Raw genomic sequence first — 14,779 nt, 5'->3', positions numbered from 1 at the left:
TGGATGTTTTGGCACAAGACGGGTTAGCAAGAAAGCAATCTTCAACAAATACATATTCTAGAAAGACTTATCAACGTTCAATTAGACATGATGAACAAATTGAAGCACAAAAATCATTACATTTATCTGGTTTTGAGAAACTTTTAATGGTAGTTGGGGTTGTTTTAGTTGTGGCAACGATGATATCAATTATAACTATTAAGAATTCTTTGAATGCGTCTGAACGTTCTCTTCAAACTCTATCGACTCAAAGTAGTAAATTTAGAAATCAAAATCAGAGTTTGACTCAAGAACTAGATGGAATTGAAAACAATGCTATTAATCGGATAGTTAAGAAAGACAAACTTTCTCTTTCAGATACTAATGTAAGGGACGTTACACGATGAAAAATAAAAAAAATCAGCTGGATGATCAAAGAAAAGCTACAAGAACTAGGAGGAATTTTGGTAGAATTTTATTAATTCTTGTTAGCTTTGTATTTCTTGCGATTATCGGATCTTTTTCGTTTAAAGCAATTTTTAAAACAGCTAATAATGTTAATTTAGTAGAACGGACCAAAAAATTATATAGTCATAATAGTATTTTGAAAGCCCATCGAGGCTCCATTTTTGACTCTAAAGGACATCCGTTAGCTGAAGATACCAATACATATTCTATATATGCAGTTCTTGATAAAAGTCAGAAAAATGAAAAAGGAAAGCCAGAATACGTACAAAATCCTCAAAAAACAGCACAGGTACTTTCTGATAATCTTTCAATCTCTAAAGACAAAGCAGAAAAAATCCTGACTCCAAAACGAAAAACTTTTCAAGTTGAATTTGGGAATGCTGGGAATAATATTTCCCTTTCTACAAAACAAAAAATTCAAGCTCAACATTTGACCGGAATTAAATTTATTCCACAACAAGCCCGTTTGTATCCCAATGGAGTTTTTGCCTCACACATTGTAGGATTAGCAGTTTCGGAAATGAATCAAAAAACCAAACAGACTAATCTAGTGGGTGAAATGGGAATTGAAAAATCTTTCAATAAGTTTTTAACTGGTAAAAATGGATTTAAAGATACACAACACGATAATTTTGGGTATCAATTACCATCTGAGGAAAATCGAGTTAAAAAGGCTATTGATGGTAATAACGTGCATACAACAATTGATCCGGGATTGGAACTATTACTTGAGAATCAAATGAATAAAGTTGATGCTAAAGTTCATCCCAAAGTTTTAAATGCAATGATGATGGACGTTAAAACTGGGAAAATTGTTGCTGCTGCCCAACGTCCTACCTTTAATCCTGAGACCGGAGAAGGTTTAGGTGGAGTATGGCGTGATACTTTGACTCAAGATACTTATGAACCTGGTTCAACAATGAAAATATTTACGATGGCTGCTTCCATTGACAGTGGTCATTATAATGGTTCAGATAAATATCATTCAGGAATTTATAAAATTGGAAATCAGACAGTTCCTGATTGGGATCGGAATGGTTGGGGAGATATTACTTTTAATAAGGGATTTGCTCTTTCTAGTAATGTTGCAATGGCTCATTTGGAACAAAATATGGGAGCTGAAACCTGGCATGATTATATCAATCGTTTTCAATTATTAAAAAATAATACTTCGATAATCGACAGACAAACTCCGGGAAGTATGCAATTCCAACGTCCAATTGAACAAGCTGATACAGCTTTTGGACAAGGAATTCAAGTGACTGGATTACAAACGTTGCAAGGATTTTCAGCAATTGCTAATCATGGACAAATGATTCAGCCTAGATTTATTTCTAATGTTACTGATTCAAAAAATAAAAAAGTTGTTAAAAATTACCCCAAGAAAATTGTTGGTCAACCAATTAAATCTTCTACCGCTGATGCTGTTAGAAAACATATGGAAGATTTTGTTTATAAAAGTTATGGAATTGGTCAAGATTTTAAGATTAAAGGTTATCGAGTAGCAGCTAAAACTGGGACAGCCCAGGTTACTGGTGATAATGGTCAATATGAAAATGGAACTGACAGTTATCTCTATTCTGTAGCAGGAATGGTTCCCGCAAAGAATCCAAGATATATTATGTACGTGACTATGAAGCAACCACATTTAGGTTCTGATTCGCCAACTAAAGTTTTGGCTCAAATTTTCAATGTAGTAATGAAAAAAGCATTGTCTAAAACGACTAACAAAGTAAATCAAGTTAAGATACCAAATGTAGTTGGTAAAAATTTGAAAGATGCACAGGATGAGTTAAATCAGAAAAAGATTCAAAATGTAACGGTTGGAAATGGGCAAACTGTAATAAAGCAAACTCCTGGCGCAGATGCTCCTAAAGATTTGGCTAGTCGGGCTATCTTGGTAACTGACGGAAAAATGACTATGCCAGATATGAACGGTTGGAGTAAAGAAGATGTGCAGGACTTAACTTCTTTATTAGATGTGAAAGTTAACTTTAATGGTAATGGTAAAGTGACTGATCAAAGTATCAAACCAGCTCAGGAATTTGATGAACATAGTACTTTAAATATTGAACTAAATAAATAAATTTTAGATTGAAAGGATTGAAAACGATGAACTGGATGTTTCCATTGATTGGTGGATTTGTGATTACGTTCTTATTCACCCCGATATTAATTAAGTATTTTAGAGCAAAAAAAGAGGGGCAAATGATACGTGACGAGGGCCCAAGTTGGCATGAAAGTAAAAGTGGAACCCCAACAATGGGGGGATTAACTTTTATCGTTGCAATTATTTTGACTTGTTTGGCATATGGGTTATTGGTTAATCAATTAAAATCAACCCTTATAATTTTATTATTTGTTCTGTTGTTTTATGGTTTGATTGGGATGTGGGACGATAGTATTAAATTATTTAAACGCCAAAATGAAGGCTTCAAGGCTTGGCAAAAATTTGCTTTGCAAGTTTTTGGGGCGTTGGTTTTTGCTTGGGTTTATGAGGCACATGGTTTTCCAATGGCAATTTGTTTCTTTAATTTTGGAGATGTTCATCTCGGTATTTTTTATGTTCTTTTTATTGTTTTTTGGCTAACTGGTTTTTCTAATGCAGTTAACTTAACTGATGGTTTAGATGGACTGGTTAGTGGTTTAAGTATTATTGCATTTGCAGCTTATGCAGTAGTAGCATTTTATCAACATCAGTATGAGATTCAGATTTTTTGTATGGCAGTTGTAGGAGCCTTGTTGGCATTTTTATGTTTTAATCATAAGCCTGCAAAGATTTTTATGGGAGACATGGGGTCTCTAGCACTTGGAGGCTCACTAGCAGCTGTTTCAATTTTACTTCATCATGAATTTTCATTGTTATGGATTGGATTGATTTTTGTTATTGAAACTTTAAGTGTTATGTTACAAGTTGGTTCTTTTAAACTGACAGGTAAAAGAATTTTCAAAATGACACCAATTCATCACTCATTTGAAATGAGTGGTTGGAGTGAGTGGAAAATTGATATTGTATTTTGGACAGTTGGTTTGATCACTGCAATAACTGGAGTAATGGTGATGATTTAATGATTTGGGAGATTCTGTCATGAAGAGTATTGATACTTATAAAAATAAAAATGTATTAGTTTTTGGTGCAGGAATGAGTGGCACAAATGCCGCTCGATTGTTAGTAAAACTTGGAGCAAATGTAACTTTAACTGACGCAAAAAAAGCATCTGAAATTGATGATTACAATGAATTAATTAACGAAGGAATTAAGGTAATAGCAGGAGGATCACCCCTTTCTTTATTGGATAATGCTGATTTGATGGTTAAAAATCCTGGGATTGCCTATGATGTTCCTTTGGTAAAAGCAGCCGAACAGAAGAAGCTACCAATTATTTGCGAAGTTGAACTTGCAACTGAAATATCTGAAGCCCCAATCGTGGGTGTAACGGGAAGTAATGGTAAGACTACGACTACGACTATGATTGCTGAAATGCTTGCAGCTGGTAACAATCATGGAACAGCCTATCGTGCTGGAAATATTGGAATTCCAGCTACAAAGATTGCTGAAAAAGCTAACAAAAATGATGAAATTGTACTGGAGTTATCAAGCTTTATGTTGCTGGGAACTACTAAGTTACACCCACACATTGCGGTTATTACTAATATTTATTCTAATCATCTTGATTACCACAAAACGAGAGAAAATTATGTAAATGCTAAAATGCAAATCACTAAAAATCAAACCAATGATGACTTTTTAGTAATGAATTTTGATAAAAAAGAGTGGCGAACGTTAAGCCAAAAAAGTCGGGCTCAGGTAGTTCCATTTTCTGCTCAAGATAATTATGAAGATGGAGCATATCAAAAAGATGGCAAACTATATTTTCGGGATGATTATATTATGGATGCAAAAGATATACGTATTCCCGGAGAACAAAATGTCGAAAATGCTTTAGCAGCAATTGCAGTAGCTAAATTATCTGGCGTATCAGATAAAAAAATTGTTACGATTTTAAAAGATTTTGGCGGTGTTCGCCACCGAAATCAATTTGTACTAACTGCTAATGGACGCGAATTTTACAATGATTCTAAAGCGACTGATATAGAAGCTACCCAAATGGCACTTGCTGGATTTAAAAAACCGGTAGTTTTATTGGCGGGAGGACTAGATCGCGGTTATACATTTGAAAAATTAGAGCCCGAATTTAAAAAGCATGTGTCAGGGATTGTATTATTTGGAGAAACTGCTCCAATCTTAAAAAAAAGTGCTGAAAAGGCGGGCATTAAAAAAATTGAAGTGGTAGAAAGTATTGATGAAGCTGTTCCAGCAGCTTATGAGATGAGTAAACCTGGTGATATTATTTTACTTTCTCCAGCCAATGCAAGCTGGGATCAATTCCCCAGTTACCGTGATCGTGGTGAACGATTTATCAAAAATGTAGAGAAATTAACTGGGAAACAGGAGGAAAAGTAAGATGAAAATGATTGTTTCTGGAGGAGGGACTGGTGGACATATTTATCCAGCTCTTTCATTAGTTGAGGCATTAAAAGCACAAGATCCTGCCTCAGAGGTACTATATGTTGGTTCTGAACGTGGTTTGGAAAAAAACATTGTTCCGGAAAAAGGTATAAAATTTGAAGCATTGAAAATACAAGGATTTAAACGAAAATTATTTTCTTTGTACAATTTTGAAACGGTTTATTTGTTTCTAAAAAGCGTTAAACATGCCAAAAAGATTATTAAACAGTTTAATCCAGATGTAGTAGTGGGAACAGGTGGTTATGTTTCAGGAGCTGTCTTATATGCCGCTGCTAAGATGGGAATTCCTACAGTAATTCATGAACAAAATAGCGTGGTTGGCTGGACTAATAAATTTTTAAGTCGTTACGTGGATAAAATTGGAATTGCATTTGAAGATGCTAAAGCTCAATTCCCAGAAAACAAAGTGGTATTTACTGGGAATCCTAGAGCACAGCAAGTGGCTAAGATTAAAAGTGATTTTAATTGGAATCAAATTGGTTTGAAAAGCGATGAACCAACAGTGTTGATTTTTGGTGGAAGTCAGGGAGCTTTAAAAATTAATAGTGTCACTGCAAAGGCAATTCCAATATTCAACCAGAAGAATTATCAAGTTGTATTTGTAACTGGCAAAAGCAGATATGATGATGTGATGAAAAATTTAAAAGATGTAAAGATTAACAGCAATGTTAAAATTTTGCCATACATAGCAAATATGCCTGAAGTTTTACCGCGAGTTTCATTGATTGTTGGACGTGCTGGTGCGACGAGTTTGGCTGAAATTACTGCATTGGGGATTCCTTCGATTTTAATCCCAAGTCCTTATGTAACTGCTGATCATCAAACTAAAAATGCTATGAGCTTAGTCAAAAATCATGCGGCAATTATTGAAACGGAATCTGATTTAAATGAACAATCATTAACGAAAAAAGTTGATACCTTAATGCATAATGAGCAACTGCGTCAAGAGATGGCTGAAAATGCTAAAAAAATGGGCGTTGTTGACGCAACTGATAAATTATTAAGTGTTTGTAAAACTGCGATTAATGAGCATAAAAACTAACTGTTTAGGTGATTAAATGAAATCAAAAAAACAGAGTAACACTAGATCAGATATTTATGATTATGAAAATAAAAAGCAGAAAAAGTATAGTCGATTGCGCGTGGGACGAAAAAATAAGGCCATTCAGCGTAATCGACGTAAGAAAACTTTAAAAATGGTTGTTCCTTTATTGTTGGTAATGTTATTAATTACAGGGATTTCTGGTTTCTTAATATCTCCATATAGTAAAATTCGATCGATTAGAGTTGATGCTAGTCAAGATCAAAATAAAATCCAACAACGATTACCATTTAGAGTTGGGGATTCATTATTATTGGTTAGAAAAAATAAAGATACTGTTGAGCACTTAATTAAAAATTCAGATCCTAAAATTGAAAGTGTTAAAATTAATTTAAAACAAATTAATCATTTATTAGTAAGAGTTAACTTTTATCAAACTAAGGCATATATTAATAAGGGCAAAAATGATTATCCGGTTTATCGATCGGGAGCAATTGATAATCATGCTGTTAAAATAAAAAATAATAATAAGACATTTTTTTTAAAAGGATTTAATAATAGGCAGCAAATTAAAACGGTATTACAACAATATGATAGGTTACCTAAAACAATTCAAACGAATATTATCAGCATTGAGAATATTCCTGTTGCTGGAGATTCCCAAAGGGTTAAGTTAAAATTGCGAGATGGTAATCAAGTAACAGTTAAAGATAAATATATTGCTAGAAAAATGGCATATTATTCTAATATTAAAACTACCTTAAAACGAAAAAGTCTAATTAATATGGAACTTGGGGCTTATTCCACTCCAATTAAGTGATGGTGGCCTTTTTAAATGCATAAAATATATGGTAGACTTTAGGTATTAAAGTAGCATAATAAAAACCATTTTAAAATGGTAATCGGGAGGTTCCAAAACGATGAATGATTCAGATATTTATATTGGTTTGGATATTGGGACTACTTCAATAAAAGTAATTGTTGCTCAAAAAATAGATGGGCAAATAAATGTTATCGGAGTCGGTAATGAAAAGTCTGAAGGCGTCAGTCGCGGTATTATTGTCGATATTGATAAAGCCGCTAACGCAATTAAAAAAACAATTTCACAAGCAGAAACAAAATCAGGTGTAAAGATTTCAAGTGTTGTTGTTGGCTTGCCAGCAGATATGATTAGTATTGATCGGTGTTCAGGAATGACTAACATTGATGATAGTTCTCGTGAAATTGATGATCAAGATGTTGTTGCGGTTGCTGATTCAGCAATTTCGAGTAATATTCCGCAAGAGCGAGAAGTAATTGATTTAGTTCCAGAAGAGTTTAAAATTGATGGATTTGATGGAATTCCTGATCCTAGAGGAATGGTAGGCTCGCGTCTTGAAATGAAAGGCCGAATTATTACTGGGCCTAAAACTATCATTCATAATGTAAGAAAAGCAGTTAATAAAGCTGGTTTTGATATTGACATGATGGTTGTAAATGCCGAAGCTGAAGGTAAAACTGTATTAAATGATCCAGAACAAGATTTTGGAACAATTATTTTAGACTTGGGTGGCGGACAGTCAACAGTTGCAGTTATTCATAACTATGAATTGAAGTATGTTGATGTTGACCATGAAGGTGGAAAATACATTACGAAAGACATTTCTTCAGTTTTAAATACGTCGCTTAAAGAAGCTGAGAACATCAAGCGCGAATATGGATTTGCTGATGTAAGTCAGGCTTCTGCTGAAAATGAATTTTCCGTAAATGTGGTTGGACAAAGCCAACCTGTAAAAATTAGTGAAAAATTGTTGTCTGAAATTATTGAAGCTCGTCTTGATCAAATATTTGGCAGATTAAAAGATAAGCTCACAGAGGCTAATGCTTTAGATATGCCGGGCGGAATGGTTTTGACTGGTGGAGTTGCTTCAATGCAGGGAATTGCGGAACTTGCTGCCAATACATTTGGAGTTAATGTTAGATTTTTCATTCCAGATCAGATGGGATTAAGACATCCTTCTTTTTCGTTGGCACTTTCGCTAGTCAATTATGAAAGTGAATTGAGTGATATTAAGCGGGTGGTTCGTTCTTCATTTAGCGAAGACCAATTTCCTGATGATAACTCAGTTAGTTACAATGATTATAATGAAAGTACAAACGAAAATATCTCTGACGAACATGATAGTGATGAAGATGATGGTGCTTTCTTGTTCCCTCGAAGAAAAGCAAAGGAAGAAAAGAAAAAACATAAGAAAAAGTCCTCAGGATTTTCTCTAAAAAATTTCTTTGAATAAACACGGAGGCTAAAAATTATGGATTATTCAATTGATCAAAACGCCAGTCAAGGCGCTAATATCAAAGTAATAGGTGTTGGCGGTGGTGGTGGAAACGCCGTTAACCGGATGATAGAAGATGGAGTTGAAGGGGTTGAATTTATTGCCGCTAACACTGATGTTCAAGCCCTAAATGCGTCAAAAGCTGAAACTAAAATTAATTTAGGACCAAAATTAACTAAGGGCCTTGGAGCTGGTTCAAATCCAGAAGTTGGAGCTAAAGCCGCTGAAGAGAGTCAAGAAGACCTTACCAATGCTCTTAAGGGTGCCGACATGGTATTTGTAACTGCAGGAATGGGTGGTGGAACTGGGAATGGTGCTGCACCAATTATTGCAAAGATTGCTAAACAATCTGGAGCTTTAACAGTTGCTGTTGTAACACGTCCCTTTACTTTTGAAGGGCCTGCACGTTCCCACAATGCTATTGAAGGACTTTCTGCTTTGAAGCAAAATGTGGACACAATGGTAGTTATTTCTAATAACCAAGTGCTAGAAATGGCAGACAAAAAGACAACCTTTTTAGGGGCTTTACATGATGCTGATAATGTTTTACGCCAAGGTGTTCAAGGAATCTCAGATCTAATTACGCGACCAGGATACGTCAACCTTGATTTTGCTGACGTTACTACCATTATGAAGGATAAAGGTACTGCTTTAATGGGAGTTGGATCTGCAAATGGTGAAAATCGTGCTGCGGAAGCAACTAAAAAGGCGATTAATTCACCATTACTTGAAGTTTCAATTGATGGAGCTAAACAAGTCTTATTAAATATCACTGGAGGAACGGATTTAGGAATCTTTGAAGCTCAAGATGCTGCTAATATTATTCGAGACGCAACTTCTGATGATACTAACATTATCTTTGGAACTTCAATTGATGAAAATATGGGTGATGAGATTCGAGTATCTGTAATTTCAACCGGGATTGAAGATGATCTTGACCCAATCAGTGATGTTAAAAATTTAAGAACAGCAACTACTAAGACAGCTGATCAAGTGGTTAAACCCACGCATTCTGTTAATCCTCATCCTAATAATAATTTTGGTAATGATTCAAAAACTAATGAAAACAAGCAAGCATTTAATGCTGATACAGATGATCGTAGATTTGAAAATGTTGAAAAAAAGGAATTTGAACCATTCAGTTCTGTCAATGATGATAATGGCAGCGACGAACGTGATGACGATACTCCTCCTTTCAACTTCAAATATCGTAATGATAATTAGATAAGAGGTGTATTATGGCTAAAGGTATTTTAAATAATCTTTTTGGGTTTAATGAAGATGCCGATAATAATGTTTTTGACCAGAAAAATGATGTCAAAAATGCTAATCCACGAAAGGTCCTTGCTATGAGTGATAAAAGGATTCCAGATAGTAAAATTAATATTGTTGAACCTCGTATTTTTGCGGATGCAAAAAATATTGGTAATAAATTAATGAGCGGAAATGCGGTTTTAATGAAAATGGAGAATGTTAATGCTACTACGATTAGAAGAATTGTAGATTTTATTAGTGGAACCGTTTTTGCAATTGACGGAAACATTCAACAAATTGATGATAAAGTTTATCTCTGTACCCCTAAAAATTATGCGATTGATGGCGATGTCAAGCAACAGCTTTATGATCGTCCGGAAAGTAAAGATTAATGGTCACAATTATTAGTGGAATTTCAACAATCTTATATTATGCAATTGAAATTTATATGTTTTTAATTGTCATCTATGCTTTATTAAGTTGGCTCCCTGGAGCAGCTAATTCAAAATTAGGACAATTATTAACTAGAATTGTTGAACCATTTTTAGCTTATTTTAATTTTGCTCATATTGGCATGCTGGGATTTGGACCAATGTTAGCAATTTTAGTATTGTGGTTTATTCAATACGGAGTAATTGGAATTTCTAATTTTTTAATTAGCTTGGTTCAATAATGACATTAGATAAAAATATTCAACAACATTTTCGTAAAGATGAATTGCCTTTTATGCATCAATCTAGTGATTTGATTAATCAAGCTCTTTCTGAGTACCGTCCAATTTTGACGGGTTTTGTCAACAATCAAGAATTATATTTACTAGAAATTTTAGTTAATCGTTATGATGATTTAAAGATTTCAAGTTGGGGTGGTTATAAAAATGCAGAAATGCAGCGTGCAATTATTTATCCACTCTATTTTGAACCCCAGCGAAAAGATTTTGAAGTTTCAATCATTTCGATTAGCTACCCAATTAAGTTTGCAACCTTAAAACACAGTCAAATTCTTGGAACTTTAATGGGAAGCGGTATTGAAAGAAATGTAATTGGTGATATTATTACTGATAAGGAACAATGGCAGTTTTTTGTAGAAGCAAATATGGTTGATTTTTTAGTTAATAATGTTAATCATATTGGCAGAACCAAAGTAAACCTGACTGAGGATTTGCCTGATAATGTTTTGCAGGTAAATAATGATGCAAAAACTGTTAATGTTACGCTTCCCTCTTTGAGACTTGATGTTGTGGTGGCAAGTATATTTAATATTTCGCGAAGTATTGCTAAAGAATTAATTATACATGACAAAGTTCGTCTTAATTGGTTTACATATGATAAACCTGACTATATTTTGGCTGTTCACGATTTAATTTCGATTCGTGGATTTGGTAGAGTTAGGTTTAATAAGAACAACGGTCTTTCAAAAAAGGGTAAATTAAAAGTAGAGTTTGATGTTATAAAAAACAAATGATGGAGGATTACCATGGTGCTTTCTGCAGAAGATATTCATAATAAAAAGTTCTCAACTAAGATGAGAGGCTATAATATTGATGAAGTAAATGATTTTCTTGATCAAATTACTAAAGACTACCAAATTCTAAAAGACAATAATCAGGAATTGACTAATTCTTTAAAAAAAACCAAAGAAGAATTATCTTACTATGATGATTTAAAAGGTTCTCTTAATCAATCAATTCTAGTTGCACAAGAAGCTGCTGATCGAGTTAAAAAGCAGGCTGACGAAGATGCCGAACAAACATTTGCTGCGGCTCAAAATAAAGCTAATCAATTAGTAAATAATGCAACTCGTGAGGCTGATCGAGTAATTGTTGATGGTTCTAAAAAAGCAGCTGCTTTGGCAATATCAACGAATGATTTTCGTGCTAATATTAAAACGTTTAGAGAAAAAATGATTGGAATGTTACAAAGTCAATTGGATTTTGCCAACAATTCCGAGTGGGCTCAATTATTAGATGGTGCGGATTTCGAAAACTTTGATGATATCAAAGAAATTGTATCTGGTCTTGACAAACAGGAGAATGACAGTGTAGACTTTGATGATAATGAGATTTCAGCTAACGCTTCTCATGGAAAGTTTGAGCATCCAACTGTATTGATTTTTCCAAATGGTGAAATTCGATCACTTTGATGAAGACAGTAAGTCAATTATAAAAACTTTAGCGAATTGAGGATAGTGTGAGCTCAGTTGTCACTTATGATTGATAGATCACTTCGTCATTTTTTTAAATGATTTTAAATGAGAGAATCAATTTGATTCTGAATTTGGGTGGTACCACGAAGACTTCGTCCCTTGCTGACGGAGTCTTTTTGTATTTTAAAGGGGGAAAATAAGATGCGGATTAAAGACACTTTAAATTTAGGTAAAACTAAATTTAAGATGAGAGGAAATCTTCCGGTTAAAGAATTAGAACGGGAAAAACTTTGGGAAGGTAATCAACTTTATCAACAACGACAAAAATTAAACGAAGGTAAACCATCATTTGTGCTTCATGATGGCCCTCCATATGCAAATGGCGATATTCACATGGGTCATGCCATGAATAAAATCACAAAAGACTTTATTGTTCGTTATAAATCAATGAATGGTTTTCGAGCACCATTTGTTCCGGGATGGGATACACATGGTCTTCCAATTGAACAACAACTTAAAAAAGCCGGTTATGATCGAAAAAAAATGTCAACTAATGAATTCAGGAAGCTATGTCATGATTATGCTTTGAAACAAGTTGATCGGCAAAGAACAGAATTCAAACGTTTAGGGTTGCAAGGTGATTGGGATAATCCATATCTTACTTTAATGCCTGAATATGAAGCTGCCGAAGCACGAGTTTTTGGTAGAATGGCCGAAAAGGGTCTTATTTATAAAGGTTTGAAGCCGATCATTTGGTCATGGTCATCTGAATCTGCTTTAGCAGAAGCAGAAATTGAATATCATGATGTAGAATCACCATCAGCATTTTTTGCCGAAAAAGTTATCGATGGAAAAGGCGTTCTTGATGATGAAGATACTTACATGTTAGTTTGGACCACTACGCCATGGACGATTCCAGCATCAGAAGGAATTACTGTTGCTCCTGATTTTGATTATGCTGTTGTGCAGCATGATGATGATTCCAAAAAGTATGTTATTGGTACAGAGTTATTAGATAAAGATGCTGAAATGTTTAGCTGGAAAGATGTTCGCGTTTTAAAAACCATTAAAGGTAAAGATTTAGATAACGTTTTAGCAGAACATCCTTTTGATAAAAACAAAAAATTAGTTACCATGGAAGGCGACTTTGTTACTAATGATGCGGGTACTGGACTAGTTCATACTGCCCCTGGATATGGGGAAGATGATTATAATATTGGTAAACAATATGGATTGCCAATTTTTGCACCAGTTGATAATAAAGGATATTTAACTAAAGAAGCGGGTCCTGATTTTGAAGGAGTCTTTTACGAAGATGCTAATCAAGTTGCGCTTGATAAGTTAAAAGAACAAGGTCAATTAGTATATTACATGCCATATGAACATAGTTATCCATTTGATTGGAGAACCAAAAAACCAGTTATTTATCGTGCAACGCCACAATGGTTTGCTTTGGTTGATAAAATCAGAGATCAAATTTTAGATGCTATTAAAACAGTTGATTTCAAGCCTGATTGGGGTCAACAACGGTTGTATAATATGATTAGAGATCGTGGCGACTGGGTTATTTCTCGACAACGAGTTTGGGGAGTTCCACTTCCAATATTTTATGGTGAAGACGGGGAACCAATTATCACTAAAGAGACTGTCAATCACGTTGCTGATTTGTTTGGTAAATATGGATCAGATATCTGGTTCGAAAGAGATGCTAAAGATCTATTACCAGATGGATTTACTAGTGAACATTCACCAAATGGCAAATTTACTAAAGAAAATGATATCATGGATGTTTGGTTTGATTCAGGTTCATCTCATCAAGGTGTATTAGCTGAACGTCCTGAACTAACATATCCAGCAGACTTATATTTAGAAGGTTCCGATCAATATCGGGGCTGGTTTAACTCTAGTTTAATCACCAGTGTTGCATATGATGGAATCTCACCATACAAAACATTATTGTCACAAGGTTTTACTTTAGATGGTAAGGGACATAAAATGAGTAAATCACTTGGTAACACAATTGCTCCAGCGGATGTAATTAAACAAATGGGTGCAGATATTATTCGTTTGTGGGTTACAAGTGTTGATACTTCAGCTGATGTTCGAGTTTTAATGGGGAACTTTAAGACCGTTGGGGATTCATACAAAAAGATTCGTAATACAATTCGTTACATGTTAGCTAATACAAGTGATTTTAATCCAGAACAAGATTCAGTTAGTTATAGTGAGATGAATTCTGTCGATCAATTTATGTTAGTTCAATTGAACAAGTTGATTGCAGACGTAAAAAGTGATTATGATAATTATGACTTTATGTCAATTAATAAAAAACTAATGCAGTTTATTACGGTAAATCTTTCTGCTTTTTATTTAGATTTTGCTAAGGATATTTTGTATATAGATCCTAAAAATAGTAAACGTCGTCGCTCAATGCAAACAGTTTTATACCAAGCTTTAGTTGACTTAACTAAATTAATGACACCAATTATTCCTCATACCACTGAAGAAATTTGGGAATTTTTAAAAGAACCAGAAGAGTTTGTTCAATTAGCAGAAATGCCATCTGCTGAACATTTTGATAATGAAGCAGAAATCGAATCAGAATGGAATAACTTCTTGAAACTTAGAAAAGATATCTTGAAAGCTATGGAAGACGCTCGAGATGACAAAGTAATTGGAAAACCTTCTGAAGCCAAATTGATTTTGTACGTAGATCAAGAATTGAAAGGTTTATTAAATAAATTGGATGTTGATGTAGCACAAATTTTGATGGTTTCTCAATTAGAAATCAAACCAATCGAAGCTGCTGATGATAATGTTTCAACTTTTGGTGATAAATTAGCAATTGAAGTTGAACATGCTGATGGTAAAACATGTGAACGTTGTCGTATGATTAAAACCGATGTTGGCAGCAACCCTGATTATCCAGAATTTTGTGCTCGTTGTGCTCAAATTGTACAAACTGATTTTCCAGAGACTGCAACTGAAGGATTTGAAGAAAAATAAACTAAAAAATCGAGATTTTGATCTCGATTTTTTATTAGG

At 34.1% G+C, this 14,779-nt stretch carries 13 protein-coding genes; all 13 read left to right on the top strand.

Annotated features, from left to right (window positions below; translation table 11 throughout):
- The first annotated feature begins 8 nt into the window (after nt 1-8).
- The 13 genes from BHU33_RS06650 to ileS all read left to right on the top strand — a co-directional run bounded on the left by BHU33_RS06650 (nt 9) and on the right by ileS (nt 14,740).
- Nucleotides 9-386 (top strand): hypothetical protein, encoded by a 378-nt coding sequence (locus tag BHU33_RS06650; RefSeq protein WP_054646694.1) that lies wholly within the window; start codon nt 9-11, stop codon nt 384-386.
- The gene (locus BHU33_RS06645) at nt 383-2,533 is read left to right on the top strand and encodes a penicillin-binding transpeptidase domain-containing protein (protein ID WP_056997752.1); all 2,151 of its coding nucleotides are present in this window, start codon (nt 383-385) and stop codon (nt 2,531-2,533) included. The genes BHU33_RS06650 and BHU33_RS06645 overlap by 4 nt, the downstream gene beginning before the upstream one ends.
- Before the next feature lie 26 nt (nt 2,534-2,559).
- A complete protein-coding gene (mraY, locus tag BHU33_RS06640; protein ID WP_054646693.1) occupies nt 2,560-3,516 on the top strand; it encodes a phospho-N-acetylmuramoyl-pentapeptide-transferase in 957 nt (318 codons plus the stop codon).
- Nucleotides 3,517-3,535: 19 nt separating this feature from the next.
- Nucleotides 3,536-4,912 carry a UDP-N-acetylmuramoyl-L-alanine--D-glutamate ligase gene (murD, locus tag BHU33_RS06635; protein ID WP_056997751.1) on the top strand — a complete coding sequence of 459 codons (1,377 nt, stop codon included), beginning with the start codon at nt 3,536-3,538 and terminating at the stop codon, nt 4,910-4,912.
- A gap of 1 nt (nt 4,913) precedes the next feature.
- Nucleotides 4,914-6,020, top strand: coding sequence for an undecaprenyldiphospho-muramoylpentapeptide beta-N-acetylglucosaminyltransferase (gene murG / locus BHU33_RS06630; RefSeq protein ID WP_054646692.1), 1,107 nt, complete (start codon nt 4,914-4,916; stop codon nt 6,018-6,020).
- Between the two features lie 16 nt (nt 6,021-6,036).
- The gene (locus BHU33_RS06625) at nt 6,037-6,840 is read left to right on the top strand and encodes a cell division protein FtsQ/DivIB (RefSeq protein ID WP_054646691.1); all 804 of its coding nucleotides are present in this window, start codon (nt 6,037-6,039) and stop codon (nt 6,838-6,840) included.
- 100 nt (nt 6,841-6,940) lie between these two features.
- A complete protein-coding gene (gene ftsA, locus BHU33_RS06620; RefSeq protein ID WP_054646690.1) occupies nt 6,941-8,293 on the top strand; it encodes a cell division protein FtsA in 1,353 nt (450 codons plus the stop codon).
- A gap of 18 nt (nt 8,294-8,311) precedes the next feature.
- Nucleotides 8,312-9,559 (top strand): cell division protein FtsZ, encoded by a 1,248-nt coding sequence (gene ftsZ / locus BHU33_RS06615; protein ID WP_054646689.1) that lies wholly within the window; start codon nt 8,312-8,314, stop codon nt 9,557-9,559.
- 14 nt (nt 9,560-9,573) lie between these two features.
- On the top strand, nt 9,574-9,981 hold the full coding sequence (locus tag BHU33_RS06610; RefSeq protein ID WP_078775199.1) for a cell division protein SepF: 408 nt from the start codon (nt 9,574-9,576) through the stop codon (nt 9,979-9,981).
- Nucleotides 9,981-10,262: a YggT family protein gene (locus BHU33_RS06605; protein WP_054646688.1), complete on the top strand. Its 282-nt coding sequence runs from the start codon at nt 9,981-9,983 to the stop codon at nt 10,260-10,262. Before BHU33_RS06610 ends, BHU33_RS06605 begins: the two co-directional genes overlap by 1 nt.
- Nucleotides 10,262-11,053 carry a YlmH family RNA-binding protein gene (locus BHU33_RS06600; RefSeq protein ID WP_054646687.1) on the top strand — a complete coding sequence of 264 codons (792 nt, stop codon included), beginning with the start codon at nt 10,262-10,264 and terminating at the stop codon, nt 11,051-11,053. The genes BHU33_RS06605 and BHU33_RS06600 overlap by 1 nt, the downstream gene beginning before the upstream one ends.
- 12 nt (nt 11,054-11,065) lie before the next feature.
- Nucleotides 11,066-11,731: a DivIVA domain-containing protein gene (locus BHU33_RS06595; RefSeq protein WP_054646686.1), complete on the top strand. Its 666-nt coding sequence runs from the start codon at nt 11,066-11,068 to the stop codon at nt 11,729-11,731.
- 204 nt (nt 11,732-11,935) lie between these two features.
- Complete coding sequence (gene ileS / locus BHU33_RS06590; protein ID WP_054646685.1) at nt 11,936-14,740, top strand: isoleucine--tRNA ligase; 2,805 nt, start codon at nt 11,936-11,938, stop codon at nt 14,738-14,740.
- Nucleotides 14,741-14,779 lie beyond the last annotated feature (39 nt).

It is taken from the genome of Fructilactobacillus lindneri DSM 20690 = JCM 11027, from assembly GCF_002907375.1.
Lineage (GTDB): Bacteria > Bacillota > Bacilli > Lactobacillales > Lactobacillaceae > Fructilactobacillus > Fructilactobacillus lindneri.
The sequence above is the reverse complement of the archived record's forward strand: the minus strand, read 5'-3'. Positions and strand labels throughout refer to the sequence as shown.